Source organism: Brevibacterium sp. MGP-B1 (assembly GCF_057766545.1).
The window spans coordinates 3621127-3643963 of sequence record NZ_CM173407.1; the positions used below are offsets into that span (position 1 = coordinate 3621127).

General features: G+C 66.7%; 18 protein-coding genes. 12 read left to right on the top strand and 6 right to left on the bottom strand.

Annotated features, from left to right (window positions below):
• The first annotated feature begins 146 nt into the window (after window positions 1-146).
• The 7 genes from AC3CD9_RS16500 to AC3CD9_RS16530 all read left to right on the top strand — a co-directional run bounded on the left by AC3CD9_RS16500 (window position 147) and on the right by AC3CD9_RS16530 (window position 10433).
• Window positions 147-1163, top strand: coding sequence for a 1-aminocyclopropane-1-carboxylate deaminase (locus AC3CD9_RS16500; protein WP_488365055.1), 1017 nt, complete (start codon window positions 147-149; stop codon window positions 1161-1163).
• A gap of 2 nt (window positions 1164-1165) precedes the next feature.
• Complete coding sequence (locus tag AC3CD9_RS16505) at window positions 1166-3619, top strand: transketolase-like TK C-terminal-containing protein (protein ID WP_488365056.1); 2454 nt, start codon at window positions 1166-1168, stop codon at window positions 3617-3619.
• 342 nt (window positions 3620-3961) lie between these two features.
• On the top strand, window positions 3962-5356 hold the full coding sequence (locus tag AC3CD9_RS16510; protein ID WP_488365057.1) for an NAD-dependent succinate-semialdehyde dehydrogenase: 1395 nt from the start codon (window positions 3962-3964) through the stop codon (window positions 5354-5356).
• Between the two features lie 281 nt (window positions 5357-5637).
• Complete coding sequence (locus tag AC3CD9_RS16515; protein WP_488365058.1) at window positions 5638-6354, top strand: FadR/GntR family transcriptional regulator; 717 nt, start codon at window positions 5638-5640, stop codon at window positions 6352-6354.
• Complete coding sequence (locus AC3CD9_RS16520; protein ID WP_488365059.1) at window positions 6351-7373, top strand: asparaginase; 1023 nt, start codon at window positions 6351-6353, stop codon at window positions 7371-7373. The genes AC3CD9_RS16515 and AC3CD9_RS16520 overlap by 4 nt, the downstream gene beginning before the upstream one ends.
• A 74-nt stretch (window positions 7374-7447) precedes the next feature.
• Entirely contained in the window at window positions 7448-8851 is a 1404-nt protein-coding gene (locus AC3CD9_RS16525) for an aspartate ammonia-lyase (protein WP_488365060.1), read from the top strand.
• A 94-nt stretch (window positions 8852-8945) separates the two neighbouring features.
• Window positions 8946-10433: an amino acid permease gene (locus tag AC3CD9_RS16530; protein WP_488365061.1), complete on the top strand. Its 1488-nt coding sequence runs from the start codon at window positions 8946-8948 to the stop codon at window positions 10431-10433.
• Between the two features lie 40 nt (window positions 10434-10473).
• On the opposite strand, the gene AC3CD9_RS16535 is transcribed toward AC3CD9_RS16530, so the two are convergent.
• The 4 genes from AC3CD9_RS16535 to AC3CD9_RS16550 all read right to left on the bottom strand — a co-directional run bounded on the left by AC3CD9_RS16535 (window position 10474) and on the right by AC3CD9_RS16550 (window position 12650).
• The gene (locus tag AC3CD9_RS16535; protein ID WP_488365062.1) at window positions 10474-11193 is read right to left on the bottom strand and encodes a DUF402 domain-containing protein; all 720 of its coding nucleotides are present in this window, start codon (window positions 11191-11193) and stop codon (window positions 10474-10476) included.
• Window positions 11194-11326: 133 nt separating this feature from the next.
• A complete protein-coding gene (locus AC3CD9_RS16540; protein WP_488365063.1) occupies window positions 11327-11710 on the bottom strand; it encodes a hypothetical protein in 384 nt (127 codons plus the stop codon).
• Window positions 11707-12048 (bottom strand): DUF6204 family protein, encoded by a 342-nt coding sequence (locus tag AC3CD9_RS16545; protein ID WP_139467703.1) that lies wholly within the window; start codon window positions 12046-12048, stop codon window positions 11707-11709. Before AC3CD9_RS16545 ends, AC3CD9_RS16540 begins: the two co-directional genes overlap by 4 nt.
• The gene (locus tag AC3CD9_RS16550) at window positions 12045-12650 is read right to left on the bottom strand and encodes a TetR/AcrR family transcriptional regulator (protein ID WP_488365064.1); all 606 of its coding nucleotides are present in this window, start codon (window positions 12648-12650) and stop codon (window positions 12045-12047) included. Before AC3CD9_RS16550 ends, AC3CD9_RS16545 begins: the two co-directional genes overlap by 4 nt.
• A 208-nt stretch (window positions 12651-12858) precedes the next feature.
• Between AC3CD9_RS16550 and AC3CD9_RS16555 the strand changes: the two genes are divergently transcribed.
• The 4 genes from AC3CD9_RS16555 to AC3CD9_RS16570 all read left to right on the top strand — a co-directional run bounded on the left by AC3CD9_RS16555 (window position 12859) and on the right by AC3CD9_RS16570 (window position 18899).
• Window positions 12859-14520: a class I adenylate-forming enzyme family protein gene (locus AC3CD9_RS16555; RefSeq protein ID WP_488365066.1), complete on the top strand. Its 1662-nt coding sequence runs from the start codon at window positions 12859-12861 to the stop codon at window positions 14518-14520.
• 35 nt (window positions 14521-14555) lie between these two features.
• On the top strand, window positions 14556-15905 hold the full coding sequence (locus AC3CD9_RS16560) for a beta-ketoacyl-[acyl-carrier-protein] synthase family protein (RefSeq protein ID WP_488365067.1): 1350 nt from the start codon (window positions 14556-14558) through the stop codon (window positions 15903-15905).
• A complete protein-coding gene (locus AC3CD9_RS16565) occupies window positions 15902-17107 on the top strand; it encodes an acyl-CoA dehydrogenase family protein (protein WP_488365068.1) in 1206 nt (401 codons plus the stop codon). Before AC3CD9_RS16560 ends, AC3CD9_RS16565 begins: the two co-directional genes overlap by 4 nt.
• 166 nt (window positions 17108-17273) lie before the next feature.
• Window positions 17274-18899, top strand: a complete 1626-nt coding sequence (locus AC3CD9_RS16570; RefSeq protein WP_488365070.1) for an amidohydrolase — start codon at window positions 17274-17276, stop codon at window positions 18897-18899.
• Window positions 18900-18923: 24 nt separating this feature from the next.
• On the opposite strand, the gene AC3CD9_RS16575 is transcribed toward AC3CD9_RS16570, so the two are convergent.
• The gene (locus AC3CD9_RS16575; RefSeq protein ID WP_488365072.1) at window positions 18924-20429 is read right to left on the bottom strand and encodes a sodium:solute symporter family protein; all 1506 of its coding nucleotides are present in this window, start codon (window positions 20427-20429) and stop codon (window positions 18924-18926) included.
• Entirely contained in the window at window positions 20426-20728 is a 303-nt protein-coding gene (locus tag AC3CD9_RS16580; RefSeq protein ID WP_488365074.1) for a DUF3311 domain-containing protein, read from the bottom strand. The genes AC3CD9_RS16575 and AC3CD9_RS16580 overlap by 4 nt, the downstream gene beginning before the upstream one ends.
• Before the next feature lie 311 nt (window positions 20729-21039).
• On the opposite strand from AC3CD9_RS16580, the gene AC3CD9_RS16585 reads away from it, so the two are divergent.
• A complete protein-coding gene (locus tag AC3CD9_RS16585; RefSeq protein ID WP_488365075.1) occupies window positions 21040-22716 on the top strand; it encodes an ATP-binding cassette domain-containing protein in 1677 nt (558 codons plus the stop codon).
• Window positions 22717-22837: the final 121 nt, after the last annotated feature.

Sequence of the window (22837 nt, forward strand, 5' to 3'; positions counted from 1 at the left end):
GTCTCGTCCCGCGGGATGGGACTCGAACTCTGACCCATTGTAACCATCAGCAGAATGCAATATATTGCATATCACTGGATGCGATCCAGGACACAACGCATGGCGAACGAACGCCCAGAGACCTGCCCCAGAGAACAGAGGACATCATGGCCATCACCGACTTCGAACGCTACCCACTCACCTTCGGGCCGAGCCCAGTGCACGAGCTCCCGCGACTGAGCGACCACCTCGGCGGGGCCCGTGTCTGGGCCAAACGGGAAGACGTCAACTCAGGACTCGCTTTCGGCGGCAACAAGACCCGCAAGCTCGAGTACATCGTTCCCGACGTTCTCGCCTCGGGTGCGGACACTCTCGTGTCCATCGGCGGCTACCAGTCCAACCACACCCGCCAGGTCGCCGCCGTTGCCGCTCACCTTGGACTGAAGGCGCGCCTGGTGCAGGAACGCTGGGTCGACTGGGAGGACCCGGTCAACGACAAGGTCGGCAATATCGAACTGTCGCGCATCATGGGAGCCGACGTCCGCCTCGACTCGGCCGGATTCGACATCGGCATCCGCTCGAGCTGGGAGAACGCCCTGGCCGAGGTCGAAGAATCAGGCGGCAAGCCCTACCCGATCCCGGCTGGCGCCTCCGAGCACAAGTTCGGCGGACTCGGATTTGTGAATTGGGCGTATGAGGTCGCTGACCAGGAGAAGGAGCTCGGCGTCTTCTTCGACACCATCGTCGTGTGCACCGTGACCGGCTCGACGCATGCCGGAATGATCGCTGGATTCGCAGCTCTCGAGGCCGCCGGCGGACCGAAGCGCAAGGTCATCGGCATCGATGCATCGGCCACGATCGAGAAGACCCGCGACCAGGTGAAGAGGATCGCGAACACCACTGCCGAACTCATCGGCCTCGGGCGTGAGATCACCGCCGACGACGTCGATATCCGCACTGGTTGGGAAGGCCCGGCCTACGGCATCCCCGACGAGACGACCGTGAACGCGATCCGCACCACCGCCCAGCTCGAAGGCGTCATCCTCGACCCCGTCTACGAGGGCAAGTCGATGGCCGGACTCCTCGACCTCGTCGGAGACGGCACGATCGGCAGGGATTCCACCGTCCTCTACGCCCACCTCGGCGGACAGCTCGCACTCAACGCCTACTCCTCGATCTTCTGACGATGAGCACCGCACAGGAGTCGACAGCACAAGAATCGGCGGCTCAGGCGCCAACACCACAGGACACGGACCGCCACCAATTCGAGACCTCCCTGCAGGTCAGCCCGCCCGGGACGAATGACCGTCCGCTGCGCGCCTCGACCTCGGGAGATGATGAGATCCTTGACGAGATCGCCCAGCGCGTGCTGTGGCTGGCGACCTCGATCATCGACCGTGCCAACCGCGGCCGGGTCAACCCGGACGGGGTCAAGGTCGGCGGCCATCAGTCCTCGTCGGCCTCGATGACCGGGATCATGACGGCGCTGTGGTTCACCCGACTGCGCGCCATCGACCGCGTCTCGGTCAAACCGCATGCCTCTCCCGTCCTCCACGCGATCAACTATCTGCTCGGCGACCTCGGCGAGGAATTCCTCGACACCCTGCGCAGCCGCGGGGGACTCCAGCCCTACCCGTCGCGGACGAAGGACCCGGACACGGTGGACTTCTCCACCGGATCCGTGGGCATCGGCGCGACCGCTCCCATCTGGGCAGCCCTGTCCCACCGCTACGTCTCCGACCGGTTCCCCGAGACCCCGGAAGCCGGCCGGTTCTACTCCCTGCTCGGCGACGCGGAGATGGACGAAGGGGCGGTGTGGGAGGCGATCATCGATCCGGAGGTGCGCAGCCTCGGCGAGATCGTGTGGATCGTCGACCTCAACCGGCAGTCGCTCGACCGGGTCATTCCCGATGTCCAGATCCGCCGTTTGCAGGGCATGTTCGATGCCGCCGGGTGGCAGGTGCTCACCTGCCCGTGGGGGCGCCGACTCGAAGCCGTGTTCGCGGCCCCCGGCGGTGAGGCGCTCAAGAAGCGGCTCGTGCAGATGCCCAATCCCGAATACCAGCGGCTGCTGCGCGCCCATCCGTCCGAGATCCACGACCGGCTGCTCTCGGGTCTCACCGACACCGAGGCGACCGCCCTGTCCGCGGTCATCGACGGCTTCGACGCGGACGGTCTCGCCTCCCTCATCCGTGACCTGGGTGGACATGACCTCGGCCAGCTCGTGTCGACGTTCGACGCGATCGACGACGACCGGCCGACGGTGGTCTTCGCCTACACGATCAAAGGCAAAGGGCTGGCCACGGAGGGCCATCCCGGCAACCATGCCGCGCAGCTGACCGAAGCGCAGATGCGCGAGCTCGCGGCCGCCTCGGGGATGGACTTGGACGATCCGTGGGTCGCCTTCGCTCCGGACACCCCGGCCGGCCGGTTCTGTGCCGAAACCGCGCAGCGGCTGCGACGGGAGCCGGTGACCGGCCATGCCGTGGCCGCAGTGCCTGCCGAACTGGGATTCACTCCGCGACCGCAGATCTCCACGCAGGCGGCGCTGGGCCGGTTCCTCTCCGACCTCAAGCACGTCGCCCCCGAGGTGGCCCAGCGGGTTGTGACCCTGTCACCGGACGTCGCGACGTCGACGAACCTCGGCGGATGGATCAACAAGACCGGAATCTGGTCACCGGCGGGCCGGCATGACTGGTTCTCCGACGATCGGGAACGGGTGCTGCGGTGGCAGGAGGGCACGAGCGGACAGCACATCGAACTCGGCATCGCCGAGGTCAATCTAGTCTCCCTGGCCGGAGAGCTCGGATCGACCGGGCAGCGCTGGGGACAGCCGCTGCTGCCGATCGCCACGATCTACGATCCCTTCATCAACCGGGCCCTGGAACCCTGGACCTTCAGCCTCTACGCGGGTGGGCGTTCGATCATGGTCGGCACGCCCTCGGGGGTATCGCTTGCGCCCGAAGGCGGGGCCCACCAGTCGTTCAACACACCCTCGGTGACTCTGGAGATCCCGGGCCTGACGAGCTGGGAGCCGGCCTTCGCCCAGGACCTCGAATGGACCCTGCTCGAAGCGCTGCGCGAACTCACCGACCCGGATGGCGACTCCGCCTACTTTCGGCTGACGACGAGGCCCGTGGCCCAGGAACTCGCAAGTGTGCCCGAGGATCCGTTGCTGCGGGAGCGCCGCCGTGACCAGGTCATCGCCGGCGGCTACCGGCTCTCGGCCAGACCGGCCGCCGAGGACGAAGTCACCCTCGTCGGTGCCGGGGCCATCATGACCGAGGTGATCGCGGCGGCGGCCCGACTGGAATCCCTGGGTGTGCGGGCCGGAATCGTCTGCCTGAGCTCGCCGTCGAAGGTGTTCCGGTCGGTGCAGGCGCGGTCTCGGGTCCGCTCGAGTGTCCGCTCGGCCATCGCCGACGAACTCTTCCCTGCAGAGCATCCGGCACCGCTGGTCACCGTCCTCGACGGGCACCCGCACACTCTCGCGTTCCTCTCCGGAGTGCGCGGGGACCGCACACGGAACCTCGGGGTCACCGAATTCGGTCAGGCATCCTCGGTGGGGGAGGCCTATGCGATCCATGAGATCGATACGGACTCCATCGTGCGCGCCGGACTCGACCTCGTGGGGCGGTGAGCTCTCGGCGGGAGGCGAATCGTTTCGGTCCTCTGGTTCGATGAACAGGGGCCGGAGCGGACCCCCTCGCCGAGGCGGGAGGCCCCCGATCGAGGCCGGCGTTCCCACGTCGCGAGCGCGGTTCGGATTTCGTCGTGATCGATTCGGAATCCGCACCACCTCGGCGAGGGGACCACGGACGATCGGGGACTGAGGATTCCCCCAGGTTTCGGCACTTGTTGCGCGGGTCACGTATTGATAGCGTGGGTGGCAGGCATACGCATTCCGTCGATTCGGGCGGCAAACAGGTATGCAATTGCTTCAGCGGCGCCAACAGGCGCGCACAAGTCAAAGGAGTCTGGAATGAGCAACGTAGGCAGTGCTGCAGGCGGCTACCGTGTCGAGAACCCGGCCACGGGCGAGGTCGTCGAGAAGTTCGACAATGCCACCGACGAAGAGGTCCAGCAGGTCCTCGAATCCGCACACAAGGGCTACCTGAGCTGGCGCGAGAAGACGATCGAGGAACGCGCCGCCATCGTCAACAAGGTCGCCGCTCTCTTCGGCGAGCGCAAGGAAGAGCTCGCGAAGATCATCGCCGAGGAGATGGGCAAGCCCACCGCCGAAGGCGAGGAAGAGGCCGAGTTCTGCGAGGCGATCTTCAACTACTACGCCGACAACGGCCCGAAGTTCGCCGCCGACGAGCCGATCGAATCGATGTCCGGCGGCAAGGCCTTCATCCAGCGCCGCCCCGTCGGCACGCTGCTGGGCATCATGCCCTGGAACTTCCCCTACTACCAGGTCGCCCGCTTCGCCGCACCGAACCTCGTGCTCGGCAACACGATCATCCTCAAGCATGCCGAGATCTGCCCCCGCTCCTCGGCGAAGATCGCCGAGATCATGAAGGAAGCCGGCATCCCCGAAGGCGTGTACTCCAACATCTACGCCACGCATGAGCAGATCGAGACGATCATCGCCGACGACCGCGTCGAAGGCGTGTCCCTGACCGGTTCCGAGCGCGCCGGATCGGCCGTGGCCGCCACCGCCGGCAAGCATCTGAAGAAGGCCGTGCTCGAACTCGGCGGCTCCGACCCGTACATCATCCTCGACACCGATGACATGAACGAGGCCGTCGACACCGCCTGGGGCACCCGCCTGTACAACACCGGCCAGGTCTGCAACGCGAACAAGCGGATGATCGTCATGGACGACATCTACGACGACTTCGTGTCCGGACTGACCGAGCGTGCCCAGTCCTGGGAGAAGGGCACCCCCGCCGAGGCGGGCGACGGCAAGTACTCGCCCCTGTCCTCGCGGTCAGCCGCCGAGAACCTGCGCAAGCAGCTCGACCGCGCCGTCGAGCAGGGCGCGACCCTCGTCGGCGGCGAGCTCGCCACCGACGGCTCGGCCTATGTCACCCCGGCCGTGCTCACCGGAGTCACCTCGGAGATGGACGCCTACCGCGAGGAGCTCTTCGGTCCCGTGGCCACCGTGTACAAGGTCAGCAGCGATGACGAAGCACTGGCCCTGGCCAATGACTCGCGCTTCGGCCTCGGCGGCGCGGTGTTCGCCAAGGACGAGGAGCGTGCCGCGAAGCTCGCTCAGCGCCTCGATGTCGGCATGTCGAACGTCAACACCCCTGCCGGAGAGGGTGCGGAGATCCCGTTCGGCGGCACGAAGCGCTCGGGCTTCGGCCGCGAGCTCGGCCCCTACGGCATGGACGAGTTCGTCAACAAGCGCATGTACTACGTGGCTGACTGACCGGGGCTTGGCCTCAGCCTTCGTCGAGAAACGGGTTGGGCGTCGAGAAACGCGTGTGCGCATGCGTTTCTCGGCACCCAGCCCGTTTTTCACTGTCTTGCATGTGGGCCCGCGGGGTGGAGACGCGAGCGACCGTGAATCTCAGAATCTGAAACGCGTCTCTGATGGGTTGACGCGCGTTGGGTGAGCGGGATTACACTCAAACCTGTCATACAGCTTGACAGGTTTGTCTGGTGGGCTGTGTGTCGGATCAATGATCGGATCGAATCGGAGGAGTGGTCATGGGGACGAACAGCCCGACCGAACCCACCGCCAGACGCACAGCCGTCGAACGACTGTCCGCGGGCGAGGGCGTCGTGCGCAGTCTGCGTGCCGAGATCGCCGACGGGACCTTTCCCGTCGGCAACCGCCTTCCCTCCGAGGCGAAGCTCGCCGACCGATACGCCGTCAGCCGTCCCGTCATCCGCGAAGCCCTGCGCTCGCTGGCGACCCTCGGGCTGACCGAGACGAAGACCGGCAGCGGAACCTTCGTCATCGCCTCCGCTCCGGAGACCGGACTGCACCTCGGCGACTACTCCTCCCGGGATCTCCACGAGGCCCGACCGCATATCGAAGTCCCCGCTGCCGAACTCGCGGCCACTCGGCGCACCGAGGCCGACCTCGTCCGTCTCCACGCCCTGCTGCAGTCGATGAGCGCCGAGCCGAGTCCCCGCGGCTGGGTCGAGCTCGACGGAGAGCTGCACATCGCCATCGCCCGAGCCAGCGGAAACCGAGTCTTCGAAAGCGTCATCGCCGAACTCCGCGGTGCCCTGACCGCCCAGTCAGAGCTCCTCAACCTCGCCGCCAGCCGCCAACCGGACTCCGACGTCGAGCATACGGAGATCGTCCGCGCGATCGAAGCCGGCGACGGTGCCCGCGCCCGCGACGCTATGGCCGTGCATCTCGCTCAGGTCGCTGTCGCCGTCACCGACCTCGCCCGAAATCCAGGAAGACCATGACTCGCACTGCCTCTGCCCCGAACTCTGCCCCGGCTCATGTCCTGCTCGTCGAGGTCACTCGCAGCGACCTCGTCGAAGGCGTGCACTTCGGTTCCTTCGCCGTCGTCGACTCCGAGGGCCGTCCGCTCACCTCCGCCGGTGATATCGATGCGCCCTTCTATCCTCGGTCGACCCTCAAGCCCCTGCAGCTGCTTGCGATGCTGCGTCTCGGCCTCGATCTGCCGACCGAGCTCCTCGCTCTCGCCGCGGCCAGCCACTCGGGATCCCCCGAACACATCGACGGTGCCCGCCGGATCCTTCATCAGTACGAGCTCGACGAGACCGCCCTCGGCAACGTCATCGACCTGCCCTATGGGACTGCCGAGCGCGAAGCCCACCTCGCCGCCGGTGGGCAGCGCAGCCGCTTGGCCCAGAACTGCTCGGGCAAACACGCGGCCATGGTCGCGACCTGCCGGATCAACGGCTGGGACCTCGCGGGCTACCTCGATCCCACCCACCCTCTGCAGCGGCACATCGGCGCCACCATCGCCGAACTCACCGGCGAGACGCCGGCGACCGTGTCGACCGACGGATGTGGAACACCGCTGCCGGCGATCTCGCTGACCGGAATGGCCCGCGCTTTCGCCCGCCTGTCCACCGCCCCGACCGGCACGAGTGCGGCGCTCGTCGCCGCCGCCATGCGCGACCACCCGGACATGGTCGCCGGTGCCGGGCGCGACGTCACCGCGCTCATGCGCACCGTCCCCGGACTCATCGCCAAGGACGGCGCCGAAGCGGTTCAGCTGCTCGGGATCGACGGCATGGGCATCGCCGTCAAGATCGCCGACGGCTCGGATCGGGCCAGGCTGCCGATCGCCACCCGGATCCTCTCCGCTCTGCCCGCACCGACCGAAAATGCTGGCGACATCGTCAGTCCGCCCATCCTCGGCGGAGGGCGGGAAGTCGGCGGACTGCGCGTGACCCGCGAGGTCGAGGACCGCCTCGGCGAGTGGGAACGCACCCGGTCGGTCGCCTCCTGAGCCTCCGCAGCCGAACCACCCACCAGCACCGACAGGCATCAGCAACAACGACGAACAAAGGCGACACGAGAACCATGAGCACGGATACACGCATCGAGCACGACCTCCTCGGCGACCGGGAGATCCCGGGCGATGCCTACTGGGGCATCCATACGCTGCGGGCGGTCGAGAACTTCCCGATCACCGCGCAGACCCTGCAGTCCAACCCCGACCTCATCCGCGGTCTCGCCGCGGTCAAGCTCGCCGCAGCCAGGGCCAACCACGACCTCGGCCTCCTCGACGAGCAGCGGCGGGACGCGATCGTCTCAGCCTGCCGGGAGATCATCGACGGGAAGCTGTACGACCAGTTCCCGATCGACGTCATCCAAGGTGGGGCGGGCACCTCGTCGAATATGAACGCCAACGAGGTGATCGCGAACCGGGCGCTCGAGATCATCGGGCAGCCGCGCGGAACCTACACGCGGATCAGCCCGAACGACCACGTCAACCTCAGCCAGTCGACGAACGACGCCTACCCGACGGCCGTCAAGCTCGGTACGATCTTCGCGATCAAACGGCTGCTGACCGCCCTCGGGGAACTTCAGGACGCGTTCGCCGTGAAGGCGTCCGAATTCCACGACATCGTCACGATGGGACGCACCCAGCTGCAGGACGCCGTGCCGATGACGCTCGGCCAGGCCTTCGGCAGTTACGCGGTGACGATCGGGGAGGACCGCGAGCGCCTCGGGGAGGCCGAGTCGCTGGTGCACGAGATCAACCTCGGCGCCACCGCCATCGGCACCGGCCTCAATGCACCCGCCGGATACGCCGAGGCGGTCCGCGACCATCTCGCGCAGCTGACCGGGCTGCCCCTGGTCACCGCGCCCGACCTCGTGGAGGCGACCCAGGACGTCGGATCCTTCGTCCACCTGTCCGGGGTGCTCAAGCGCATCGCCGTGAAGATCTCGAAGATCTGCAACGATCTGCGGCTGCTGTCCTCGGGTCCGCGAGCCGGATTCAACGAGATCAACCTGCCCGCAGTGCAGTCGGGATCGTCGATCATGCCGGGCAAGATCAACCCCGTCATCCCCGAGGTGGTCAACCAGGTCGCGTTCGAAGTCATCGGCAACGATGTCACGATCACCGCGGCCGCCGAATCCGGGCAGCTGCAGCTCAACGCCTTCGAACCCGTCATCCTGCACAGCCTGCACAAGTCGATCTCCCACCTCGAATCGGCGTCGCGGACGCTGACGACCCGCTGCATCGCAGGCATCACCGCCAATCCGGAACTCACCCGCGCTGCCGTCGAACACTCCATCGGACTCGTCACCGCACTCAACCCGACCATCGGTTACCAGGCGGCGACGATGATCGCCCAGGAGGCGCTGAAGACCGGCCGCGGCGTCGCCGAACTCGTGCTCGAACACGGGCTGATGACCGCCTCCGAACTCGAACGTCTGCTCCGACCCGAACGGCTGGCGAACCTCACGGCCGTGTGAGCGAACCGGCTCCGGGCCGCCTGCCATCGACTACCTGACCACCTGACCGCCTGTTTCTGACAAGACCATCTGTACTCAACGAACGAGGACACTCATGACTGACAATCTCGGCTCCGACCGCAGCGCCGCCGTCGCACCCGCAGAACCGCGTTCGGGCCCGACCCGACCGAACCTCACCGCCGAGGACTCCGGGTATCAGAAGAACCTGGCCCCGCGCCAAGTGCAGATGATCGCCATCGGCGGGGCGATCGGCACCGGGCTATTCCTCGGTGCCGGCGGTCGCCTCCACGAGGCGGGGCCGTCCATCGTGCTCTCCTACGCGGTCTGCGGGTTCTTCGCGTTCCTCATCCTCCGCGCGCTCGGCGAACTCGTCCTGCACCGCCCGACCACCGGGTCGTTCGTCTCCTATGCCCGTGAGTTCTTCGGCGAGAAGGCTGCGTTCATCTCCGGGTGGTTCTATTGGCTGGTGTGGGCGACGACCGCGATCGTCGACATCACCGCGGCCGCGCTCTACATGGGCTTCTTCGGCCGCTACGTCGCCTGGATCGCGACCGTGCCGCAATGGGCGTGGGCGCTCATCGCGCTCGTCCTCGTGCTCGGACTCAACGTCATCTCCGTCAAGGTCTTCGGAGAGCTCGAGTTCTGGTTCGCGCTCATCAAGGTCGCCGCCCTCATCATCTTCCTCGTCGTCGGGGTCGGTTTCCTCATCTTCGGCACCCCCGTGGCCGGTCACGATCCCGGACTGTCGATGATCCTCGACAACGGCGGACTCTTCCCCAACGGTGCGCTGCCGGCGATCATCCTCATGCAGGGCGTCGTCTTCGCCTATGCCTCCATCGAGTTCGTGGGCACGGCCGCCGGCGAGACGGAGCACCCGGAGAAGGTGATGCCCAAGGCCATCAACTCCGTCATCCTGCGCATCGCGGTCTTCTACGTCGGATCGCTCACCCTGCTTGCCCTCCTCCTGCCCTTCACCGACTACGTCGACGGAGAGAGCCCGTTCGTCACCTTCTTCTCCTTCATCGGCGTCAAGGGCGCGGACACTGTGATGAACCTCGTTGTGCTCACGGCAGCCCTGTCCTCACTCAACGCGGGGCTCTACACGACCGGGCGAATCCTCAGGTCGATGTCGGTGGCCGGGTCGGCCCCGCAGTTCGCGCAGCGGATGAACCGCAGCGGCGTGCCCTACGGCGGGATCGTCATCACGGCAGTGGTCGCCCTCCTCGGCGTGCCGCTCAACTACCTGTTGCCCAGCGAGGCGTTCGAGATCGTGCTCAGTGTCTCCTCGGTGGGGATCATCCTCACGTGGGGCATGATCGTGCTGTGTCAGATGCGGCTCAAGCGGTGGGCCGACCGCGGACTGCTTGAGCGTCCCTCCTTCCGGATGATCGGTGCCCCCTATACCGGATATGCGACGCTGCTCTTCCTCGCTGTCATCCTCGTCATGGTCTTCGCCGATTCCCCGCCGACCCTGGTCGTGACGATCATCGCCTCGGTGTGCATGGTCATCGGCTGGTTCGTCTGCCGGAAGCGGATCCGGGCCATCGCCGAGGCGGGGGAGGCCGTCGAGTTCGAGATGTGAGGTTGGTCGGTTGGCTGGGTTGTGACGGTCGCCGGGCGGCTCAGCTGGCGTCGAAGTCCCAGGTCGCCTCGGTGGGGAGGTCCGGCATCGGCCAGTCGGGGTCCGGTTGGAAGTCCGGATAGTCGGAGTCGAAGGGGAAGGCCCAAGCGCGGATGTCGTCGATGGCTGAGTTCGCAGCGGCGCGGATGCGTGCGATCTTCTCGTCGGAGAACATTCCGGCTTCGCGCGCGAATTCGAGTTCGTCCTCGTCCTTGAGCCGGTAGGTGCCATCTGAGTCGACAACGATGTCGAGGACGTGGTCGGAGGTGAGGATTCCACGGTCGAAGCGGGTGAAGGGCTCCTCGAGGTTGACGTAGAAGGAATCGTGACGGGCCGGGGCGGCAGCCGCCTCGGAGGGGGCTGCCTCGGTGGTCCGGCCCTCGCGGTTCTCGAAGAACCACACCGAATAGTCAGCTCCCGGCTGGAAGACGGCGACGATGCCCGGTCCCTGCCATCGTTTGCGGCCTTGTGCCCGTGGGGCGCCGAAGCGGCCGGGTCCGTCAGCGGTGCGGATTCCCGAGCCGTCGGCGAGCACATGGTGGAGCATCCTCGTCCCCGACTCCAGCCAGACGGCCAGGTGGTTCTCGTCATCGGCGATGACCGTGACGGGGCGTTGGTCGTACAGCCCCGGGTGTGCCGGGTTGGTGTAGGTCCACAGGATCTGGTCGCCGTATCGCCAGCGCTTCTGTACTGCTACGTCCCGGCTCCCTGCTCCGCTCATGCTCTCATTGTCCCGGACCGGGGTGAGCGTGAGCCGTGAGCAGGAGCTGGGAGCGGATGATCAGCTGTGGGCGGCTTTGAGGGCGGCGCGCTCCTCGGCGGTGGGGATCTGAACGATCGGGGCGAGGACGACGTCAGCGAATTCTCGTGAGGGTGGCGGGGTCGATGCCATTCGCCGTGAACCAGCGAGCTGCCGCCTTCTCGGCGATGCCTTCGGCTTGATCGACGAGGTGGCGTCCGCTGTCGGTGAGGGAGAACTCACCGGACTCTGCGCGCGAGAGCCAGCCGAGCTTGACGAGTGGGCCGCTGGAGCGGATGGTCTGCGATCGGGTCTCGCCCATCGCCTCGGCGAGGTCCTCCCTGGTCAGCCCCTGCGGATGTGTCCCGATGATGCGCAGTCGACGCAGGTCGTCGAGCGACAGGCCGACGCGTGCCAGGGCAGCGCCGACTGCCGTGTCGAGCGCACTCTTCGCCCAGGCGACGGTCAGTGCTGCCTCGAGGTTGGGTGCCGAGTTCATGACCGCCGTCCCGACCGTGTCTTGATGTCCTCGACGCACACTGCCGAGACCTCGGTGACCGCGCCTGCGAAGCCGCGGCGGTCGAGGTCGGTGGCGGCGAGCTCTTCGCCTCTGAGCTTGGCCAGCACCTCGGCGTCATCGGGATCGGACTCGTCGACGTCGATGAGGAACCGATGCTGGAAGAACACGAGCTCCGGCGTGTAGAGAAAGGTCCCCTCGGGCGTGAAGCGGGCGGCGAACATGTCGTGCTCGGACTGGGCCGCACGGAGGCGGCGGCGCTGCTCGTCGTTGAGGTCGGCAAAGCGGCCGCGGGCGGTGATGCGAAAGTTCCATGTCATGGAGCGGTCTCCTGGATACGGGTGGCGTGATCGAAGATGGCGACGATCTCTTCGGCTGCGATGTCGCCGTAGGTGGGCACCGCGGTGTCGAGCACCGAGCGCAGGGTCAGGGCCATCGTCGTGGGATCGAAGCTGCGCATCTCGCCTCGGCGCTGTCCGTCCTCGAAGAGCGCGACGAGGTCGGCGGCCGATTCGGCCGCGCGCTCGCCATAGCTGGTTGCTCCCGGTGCGCGCCTGGCAAGGTGACCGACAGAGGCGATGATGGCCGCAGCCCGCTTGGGATGGCGTCGGCAGTAGGCGATATGCGTCGAGATGTACTCCGCAAGCCGTTCGTTCGAGCTGTTGGTCGAATTCAGTGCGTGGCCGAGCTCGGGGCCGAGTTCGCCGACTATGGACTGCACGACGGCTGCGGCCAGGTCCTCCTTGTCGGAGAAGTTTCCGTGGACGGCGCCTCGGCTGAAGCTGGCGTTCTCGGCCACCGCGACGAGCGAGGTTTCGGCGACACCGTGGTCGGCGAAGAGCGAGATCGCCGATTCGATGAGTCGTTGGCGAGTCGCTTCCTGACTTTCCCTGCGCGTCATGCGCTGCGGTGCTGAACTCATGACTTCAAGATACAGCAATGTATTTGAATACTGCAAAGTATTCGGGCCGGACTGGCGGAAACGGGCCGGACCCCCTCCGCAGACCACAGCCGTCTACGACGCTCCTATACTGAGGGTCGGTGCCCGGGGGCTGCCGATGCCAGTCGAGGATCGGGCACATGACGGCCCGCGAACGGGCCAGCGAGGAACGAATTCGAGGAGGACGGAATTGCCCATCACGTCGAGGATCCTCGAGGTCGCGGCCACCGATCCGGACCAGTTGGCCATCGTCGGCGGCCACTCTGGCAGCCCTGCCCCCGATGAGAGCACCGACCCCGCCGCGGACGTACGAGCCCCACGTTCCCTCACCTATGCGCAGCTCGTCCGGGATTCGGCCACGATGTTCGCCGCCGTCGACGCCCTCCACAGTGCCCAGCCCGACCCGCCGACACCGGCACCCGAGACCCACGGCATTCCGATCACGGCAGTGAGCCTCACCTCGGCGTTCGAGACCTCCCGCATCATCGCCGGCCTCGCCGGCTTCCGCGCAGTCTCGGCCACGATAGACCCCCGCTGGCCGCTCGACCACCAGGTCGGAGTCATCACGACCACCGGAATCGGTCTCGTCATCTCCGACTCGACCCGCCTCGCCGAGGCGCTTGCCGCCGCCGGATGGACCGGAACCGTCATCACCGCGACCGACTTCCGCGCCCGCGAAACCGCTATCGACCCTGCCGACACCTCACCGCCGACCGTCCGCGCGGCGTCCGAACCGTTCCTCATGCTCTTCTCCTCCGGCACGACGAGCAATCCGAAGGCCTTCATCAAGACCCGCCAGCAGTACCGCGACAACGTGGCCGTGTCCTCGGCCCATCTCGACCCCTTCGCCGGAGTGGCCACCCTCGCTCCCGGCCCCGTGTCCTACAGCCTCACCCTCTATGCCGTCGTCGAAAGCCTCGCCACCGGCGGCAGCGTGCACGTCGCCGACGACTTCGACCCGTTCACCATGGGCTCGCGCATCACCGACGAATCCATCACCCGCGTCGTCGCCGTGCCCGCCGTAGTCAAGGCCATCGCCGAGGCGGCCCGCCGAAAGCCTGAGAACTTCCACGGTCTCGACCTCGTCGTCACCGGAGGAGCGAACCTTCCTGCTTCCATCCGCTCGGCACTCGCCGACGTCCTCCCCGACACGCGGTTGATCAGCTACTACGGTGCCGCGGAGATCGGGTTCATCGGCGACAGTCGCGACGGCGACGGCACCTGGATCTCGATTTACGACACCATCGGCGTCGAGGTCCGCGACGATTCCGGTGCCCGCCTGCCGGACGGAGAGATCGGCACGGTCTGGATCAGGGCCGCCGCCTGCTCCGACGGCTATGTCACCGGCACCACCGACGCTCAGCTGCGACGCCCCGACGGCTGGGCCACGGTCGGTGACCAGGGACGGATCGAAAACGGACTCCTCCAACTCGCCGGACGGGCCGGTGACATCGCGATCACCGGAGGCCACAAGGTGTCCTTGCCCGAGGTCGAACGGGCCTTCGAGGGATTCGATCGCGGTGATCGGCGCTCGGGGCAGGGCCGCCTCGGCGAGGTCTGCGCGATCGCGCTGCCCGACGACGGTCTCGGCAGCATCGTCGCCCTCGTCATCGAACCGGGCCCTGGGGAACCTGCCTCCGACGACGGACCCAGGGACTCGGGCACGCCTGGTCTGAACTCGACTCTGCCCGGCAAAGCATCACTGCTCGCTCACGCACGGGCGGAACTGGCCCCGCAGTTCGTGCCGAGACGGTTCTATTCACTCGACCGGCTGCCGCGGACCGTCGGCGGGAAGATTCGACGCCACGAAACCGTTGACCTGGTCATGAGCGGAAAGGCACAGCGGCTGTGAACGCATCCCGGAGCAATCGGCACCGGACAGATGGCGTGCGCGATGTCGTCATCACCGGACTCGGCGCCATCACCCCGAGCGGCCAGGACCCCGAAACCCTTTGGCAGTCTGTGCGCGGCGGCCTCAGCGCCATCGACGTTCTCGCAGGTGAGCAGTTCGATGACCTTGCCGTGCGGATCGGCGGGCAGATCAAGGACTTCGACGCCGAGGCAGTTCTGCCCCGAGCGCTCGCCCGCCGACTCAGTCCCGTCCAACATTGGGCCATCGCCGCAGCCGACCAAGCGCTGCGCGCCGGTGGAATCGAAACCGCCGCCGACGATCTGCCCTGGGACCGCGACCGCACGGCCGTCATCGCGGCCACCGGCTCCGGACCCGTCGACGCCATGCAGGAGGCCACGCGCCGCCTCGACGCGGACGGCCCCCGGTCCGTTCCGCTGACCCTGTCCATTCACGGAGCACCGGACTCTGCGGCGGCGCTCATCAGCCAGCGCTTCGACCTGCGCGGTCCCGGTCAGGGAGTCTCGGCGACGTGTGCCTCCGGGGCGATCGGCCTCGGCGAGGCGATGCGCCGCATCCGCCACGGCTACGCCGATGCCGTGCTCGTCGTCGGCATGGAGGACTGTCTCGGCCCGGTCAATCTCGCCTCGAACGCGAACATGCGCGCGCTCGCCGCAGGATACGAAGACGATCCGACCGCTGCCAGCCGCCCCTTCGACCGGGCCCGCAACGGCTTCGTCATGAGCCAGGGTGCGGCCGCGATCCTCCTCGAATCCGCCGACTCGGCGGCCTCACGTGGGGCGATGCCGTTGGCTGAGCTCGCCGGATTCGGCGCCGCCAGCGATGCCCACCACCCGACGAACCCGCATCCGCAGGGACGGGGAGCCGCCTCGGCGGTGGTTCAGGCTGTGAGAGACGCGGGGCTGGAACCCGGCGATATCGACCACATCAACGCCCACGCCACGGGCACACCGGCCGGCGACCGAGCCGAACTCGCCGCCTTCGATGCGGCCCTGGGGGAGGCCGGACGGACGATCCCGATCTCGGCAACGAAATCGACGACGGGGCACCTCCTCGGCGCATCGGGGGTCGTCGAGGCGATCATCGCGACCATGACGATGCGTGACCAGATGCTGCCGCCGACACTCAACCTCGACGACAATGAGTTCCCCGACTGGGATATCGTCGCAGGTCAGGCTCGTGAGATGGGCGGTGGATCGAATCTCGCCGAGGCGGTCGTCGACACTGTGCTGTCCACGTCGTTCGGATTCGGCGGGCACAATGGCGCGATCATTCTGCGCCGGACCGCGCAGCCCGCGACACCCACAGCAGACGCGACCGACCCCTCGACAGTCGCAGACGACCCCTCGACGAAGGAGAGACGATGACCGACCGTGAGACACGCGTGAGCGAACTCGCCGCGCGGTACCTACCTGATGATGTGCTCGAACGATTCCGGGAACGGGCCGATGTCTATGACCGCGAGAACCGATTCTTCGACGAAGACCTCGCCGAACTCAAGGACCTCGGCTATCTTCAGCTGTTCGTCCCGCAGTCGCATGGCGGGCCGGGGCTGAGTCTGTTCGAGGTCTCCCGACTCCAGCAGAGGCTGGCAGCGGCGGCGCCCGGAACGGCTCTGGCGATCAACATGCACCTCATGACCACCGGCGTGGTCAAGGCATTGAACGACCGCGGGGACGACAGCTTGAACTGGGTGTTCGACGAGGTCAGGGCCGGTGAGATCTTCGCCTTCGGCATCTCGGAACCGTCGAACGACTGGGTCCTGCAGGGCTCGAACACCGAGGCGGTGCCGACGGCCGACGGCGGATACGAACTGACCGGGGTGAAGATCTTCACCTCGCTGTCTCCCGTGTGGACCAGGCTCATCGTCCACGGTGCCGTGGCCTCCGACGACGACGGGATCGCCGGTCCCGATGCGGACGAGCCGGCCGAAGGTCAGCTCGTCTACGGATTCATCGAACGCGATGCACCCAGGATCACGATTTCCGACGAATGGGATGTGCTGGGAATGCGGGCCTCGCAGTCGCGGGCGACGATCCTCGACCACGTGCCGATGAAACCCGAACGGGTCTCACGCGTCATCCCCGCCGGCAAGCACCCGGACCTGCTCACCTTCGCGATCACGAGCAACTTCCAGCTGCTCATCGCCGCCGTCTATGCCGGAGTCGCGGCCCGTGCGCTCGAGCTGGGCGCAGCCGGGCTGCACAAGCGGAAGTCCGCGAAGGCCGGCGTCACCTTCGCAGAGGTGCCCGAGGCCCGGACTCGCCTGGCCGATGCCCACCTCGACTTCATGCCGGTGACGGCGATGATCGACGCCTACGCTCGGGACTTCGACGACGTCATCGACCACGGCGCCGGGTGGCCGCTGCGCCTGGTGGGGGCGAGGATCAAGTCCGCCGAGGCGGCCCGCCGCAGCGCCGAGACCGCACTGATGTGCACGAGCGGCAGCGGATTCGGCAACAAACATGAGCTCTCCCGCCTCTTCCGCGACGCTGCGGCCGGTCTCTTCCACCCGCCGAGCGCCGACGCGGCACGTCCCATGTACGCGGCTGCACTGCTCGACGGGTAGGGGCGCTGTCGACTGGCGAGCCGTGGCCTCGGCAGGCGTAGAATGCCGCCGCAGGAATACGCTGACGCTGTCGACGGTCGGTTCGGTGCGTGCCAGGATGAGAGTGGATCGGAGCGTTTGGCTCCGGCGACGGCAGCTGCCGCCACAGATATGAGGGGAGGCTCCAATGGAGGAGATGACACCGACGATCGTCCGCGCCGATTCGATTGTGGCGCAGGCCGGGCTCGGGACCGATGCACAGGGTGGACGCGAGCCCGAGGCGTTCGCCGTGACCGGGGAGACCATCACCGCCACGGGCGATCTCAGCGAGCTTCGCGATCGTTTTCCCGGCGCCGAGGTGCTCGACTTCGGTGATGCGACGATCGTCCCCGGTCTCAATGACGCCCACACCCACCTCGCGCTGACCGCCGGGGACGCACTTCATCTCGACCTGTCTCACGCCGCCGTCGGTTCGGTCACCGGGCTTCTCGATACGGTCGCCGCCGAGGTGGGAGCCGCCTCGGCGAGGGATTGGGTCAAGGGCAGCCGCTACGACGATGAGAAGACCGGGACCGTCCTCCGCGATGACCTCGACCGTATTGCGGCCGAGGTGCCGGTGATCGTCACCCACGTGGCCGGGCACTGGGCAGTGGTCAACTCGGCCGGCCTCGAATGGTTGGGCATCGAAGAGACATCGACCGATCCCGACGGAGGACGTTATGACCGGTACCCCGACGGAAGACTCAACGGCCGCCTCGTCGAACGGGCGCTGATGAACGTGTCGATGCCGGCCACGGCGCGTGGTGGCCGCTTCATCTCCGGCGACACCGTCGACGATCTGCGGATCGGAGCTGCCAGGACGATTGCCCAGTGGAACGCCGCCGGGCTGACCTCGATCTGCGACGCGCTCATCAGCCCTCAGGACATCGGGATCCTCTCGGCCGTTCGTGAAGATGGCGGTTTGGGACTGCGGATCGGCATGCTCCTGTCCATCGACCACTACGACAAGGCCGCTGATCTCGGCATCGGCAGCGGGTTCGGCGACGACCGACTCAGACTGATCGGAGTGAAGGCCTTCCTCGACGGAGCGATCGGTGGGCGGACCTGCCTGCTGTCCGAGCCATTCACCGACCCGAACTATCAGGGGGTGCAGACCACCTCGACCGAGGAGTTGCGCTCAGCCATCGAACGCGTCCATTCCGACGGCAATCGCGTCGGCGTCCACGCCAACGTCGATGCCGCGATCCGCATCGTCCTCGACGCATTCGAGGACGTGTCGGCACGGACCGCTCGCCCCGGTCTGCGCCACCGGATCGAGCACTGCAGCCTGATCGAGGATGACATCCTCGCGCGGATGCGCCGTCTTGGTGCCATCGCCGTTCCCTTCGCCGGATACGCCGGCTACCACGGTGGGGCGCTGAACTCCTGGTATGGGGCCGAGCGGATGGGACGCATGTTCGCCCACCGGTCATTCCTCGATTCCGGGGTCACCGTGGCCGGATCCTCGGACTATCCGTGCGGCCCCTTCCAGCCGCTGTTCGGCCTCCAGTCGCTGGTCACCCGCACCGGAGTCGACGACGGCGTGGAAGTCGGGCCGAGCCAGAAAGTGTCGGCTGCGGAGGCGCTGTCGATCTTCACGCTGGGATCTGCCGAGGCGTCTGGCGAGGAAGCGTTTAAGGGTCGTCTAGCGCCCGGGTACCTCGCCGACTTCACCGTTCTCGGGGACAATCCGCTGACCATCGACCCGCACGGGATCGCAGACATCGCCGTGCGCGCCACCTACGTCGGCGGAGACGAGGTGTATTCCGCCTGAGCGGTGCTCTCAGCGCGATCGTCCTCAGCTCACCGCCTGCGCTTCCCGCTCGCTCGTCGGCGCCCACCGGGGGTCCGGCTTTGCCAGCGTCACCGCAACAACCACCACGAGGTTCGCCGCAACCGCCCACAGGCCGCCGTTGATGCCGAGCAGCGGATCATGGCCGGTGTAGTGGAGGCCAACCATGACGATCGAGCCGACGATGAGGCCCGCCGCAGCCGCCTGCTTGCTCATGCGCGGCCAGTACAGGGACAGCAGCGCGGCCGGCACGACCTGTGCCAGGCCCTCGTAGCTGAGCACGGAGAGCTCGACGAGCGCATCCGGCATGAGCAGGCTCATGATCAGGGCGATGATGCCGACGGCCAGGCACACCCACTGGGACAGGGTCTTCTGCCGCAGGCCCCGTGCGTTCAGCTGCTCAGGCGTCATCGAGGCGGCGTTCTTCGGTCCGGCCAAGCCGCCGCCCAAGACAGTCCGTCCCCACATCGAACCGATCGAGAGCATGTACACGCTCATCGGCACGATCGCCGAGAGCGCGCCTGCGACGCCGATGATCGCGACGATCGGCGCGGGCAGGGAATCGATGACCACGGAGAACAGGGCCAGGTCGGCGTCTTTGAGGGCGGGGACGACGAAGAGTGCAGCCACACCGACCATCATCGGCACGAGGAGCAGCAGCTGATACCACGGCAGGATGATCGAGTTGCGTCGCAGAGCATTCGCCGAGGTGCCCGACAGGTAGCCGGCGATCGACGTGGGGAATACGGTGATCGTGATACCGTTGAGGATGATCGTCGAGATGAACCATGCACCCCCGTAGATGCCATCGCCTGCGCCGGGGAAGGTCAGCCACTGAGATTTCTCACTCACGACGCGGTCAAGCAGAGGAGCCAGGCCGTCGAAATAGTGCAGCGGTACGTAGATCGCAAGGAACGCGACAGCGAGGATGACCAGTCCGTCCTTGAGGACGCTGACCCAGGCGGAACCGCGCAGTCCGGAGAAGAGGATGAACGCCTCGGCGACGATGAAGGAGACGATGGCGGCGACCTTGAGGTCGATCGCGCCGTAGCTCATGGCGTTGACGACTGCACCCATGCCCTGAATCTGCAGCTGGATGTAGGGGACGATGAAGATCGTCGCGAGGACGGCCACGAGGATCGCCAACCCACGCGAGCGGAACCGGTGTTCGACGATGTCGGAGAGACTGACGAGCTTGTGCCGGGCGGCATAGGTCCAGAACAGTGGGCCGACGAGGTAGGCGACGACGAGACCGATGCTCAGGTAGCCGATGAGGTAGAGGATCGGCACCCCGTAGGAGTAGGACCAACCGGCCGTGCCGAGGAACGAAAAGCTCGTATATGTTTTGCCTGCCATGAGCAGCAGGATGAAGACGAAGCCCAGCCCGCGTCCGGACACCGACCATTCGTCCAGCGACTTCTCCCGGCCGCGGCCGGACCAGATGCCGATGCCGATGGTCGCGAGCATGGCGAGGCCGAAGATGATGCAGGCGATGATCGCGGAGGTGCTCATTTCCCGGCCTCCTCGATCTCGTGGTCCTCACCGAATGCGACATCGGAGGGGATGTGCTCGGGCAGATCGTGCCGGTAGTACCGGTCGCCTCGGGCGGTCATCCACACGAAGAACCAGGTGAGGATCGTGACCGCGATCGTGTAGGCGAGGATGAACGGCAGACCGGCGATGCGCGGCTCGACCGAGTTCGCCACGACCGGGGTGAGGACGTAGAGGATGACGGGAACGATGAGGAGGACCAGCGAATACCGCCGCCGAGGCGGCCCTGACGTTGGGGCCGAATCGTCAGCATGCGACATGAGCGACCTTCTTTCACTCGACACCGGCAGCCGGTCGGCAGCCTCGGCAAGGTTAGTGCCGTGAGTCACAGACGAAATGGCCGTCCGAAGTGTGGAATCGGACGGCCATGCTGACGGTCCGATGTACGCGGTCGTACAGCGCGACGGTGATTGATAGAATTGGTGCCATGAATTTCGGTATGCCCTCCAGAAGGCTCCGCAGCCGCCGCTGACGGCGGCGGGAACCTCCACATCACTCTCGTGCGCCGTCCTGGCCCTCGCCGGACGGTGGCTTCATGCTGTCCGGCTCCACGACGAGCTGAAAGACCACGATGCCGAAATCAACATCTTCATCCCCCGAACTCGACCTGTCCGCAGGATCTGCCGCACACATCCGCGCCGAAGGCATTCACATCATGCGCGCCGACCGCGAGATCCTCACCGGTCTCGACCTGACGGTCTCCGCCGGTTCGCGACTGGCTGTCGTCGGCGAGAACGGCAGCGGCAAGACGACCTTGCTCCACGTCCTCGCCGGTACGCTTCCTCCCGACCGGGGAGTGCTGAGGCGGTCAGGTACCGTCACCCTGCTCGAACAGGCGCTCGACGCCGATAACAACCGCACAGTCGGCGACCTCATCAATGAGTCCCTGAGCCAGGAGAAGGCCGCATTGGCCGCTCTCGACGCAGCCGGCGAGGCGATGGCACGAGACGAACCCGGAGCAGACGAGGCCTTCACCCACGCCCTCGAATGGGCGACCCGCCTCGACGCATGGGACGGTGAGCGTCGCATCGACACGGCACTGGCAGGGCTGTCCGCGTGCTCGGACCGGACGCGGAGCCTCGCGAGCCTCTCGGTCGGCCAGCGGTACCGAGTGCGTTTGGCCGTCGTCCTCGGCTCGAGCACGGACATCCTCCTTCTCGACGAGCCGACGAACCACCTCGACGCCCAGTCACTGGCGTTCGTCACCGAGCGACTTCACACCAGACCCGGCGGATTCGCTCTGGTCAGCCACGACAGGGCGCTGCTTCACGATGTCGCCGACGAATTCCTCGATCTCGACCCGAGTCGCGACGGACGCCCCCGGAACTACTCCGGCGGCTACCGCGGATGGGTGGCGGGGAAACGTCGGGACCGTGAGAAGTGGGAGCAGGACTACCTCGCCGAGGTGGCCGAACACGCCCGACTGTCCGATGCCGCCGATGATGCCCGGTCCCGGCTGGGCAACGGATGGCGGCCACCGAAGGGAACCGGCAAGCACACTCGCGCGACGAGGACCGCCGGCGTCGTGCAGGCCTTCAACCGTCGCGTCGAAGACCTCGAACGGCACGCCGTGGAAGTGCCCGAACCACCCCTGCGTCTGCAGTGGCCGGACGTGTCGGAATCCGATGACGAGCGGTGGGAAGCGGAAGGCGACTCACTGCTGGCAGCGGAATCGGTCACCGTTGAAGGGCGGATGAGGCAGACGGTGTCTCTGAGCATCGCTCCCGGCGACCGCCTGCTCATCACCGGCGCGAACGGCACCGGCAAGTCGACGCTTCTCGACGTGCTCACCGGCCGTCTCGATCCGAGTTCCGGAGAGGTTCGCAAACATCCGCAGGCACGGGCGGAGCTGCTCAGTCAGGAGGTTCCCGAATGGAACGCCGCCGACACCGCCGCCCGTGTGTTCGAGGACTATGCACTACGGTCGTCGCTGTCCGGCGACCTTACCCTGCAGAACCTCGGGCTGCTCTCGGCGGATGACTCGACGACACCGGTTCACCGACTTTCGCAGGGTCAGCAGCGCAGACTCCAGCTGGCGATGTGTCTGGCGGTCGAACCCGACGTGCTCATCCTCGATGAACCGACGAATCATCTGTCCGCCTCGCTGGTCGACGAACTCACGGAGTCCTTCGGGACCGCCTCGGCGGCGCTCATCGTCGTCACCCACGACCGGCAGATGTTGGCGGATCTCGCGGACTGGCCGCGTCTCGACATTGGGACAAAAGCGGTCTCGGGCCTGCGACGCTGAGCTCTTGCACTCTCAATCATGGCGAAGCGCACCTGTCGCGGAGTGTACCTCGCGACAAGTGCGCTGACGCTTGAACGAGAGTCGTTGCGAGCCTGGCTCGTCTGCGTACAAAGACTTACAA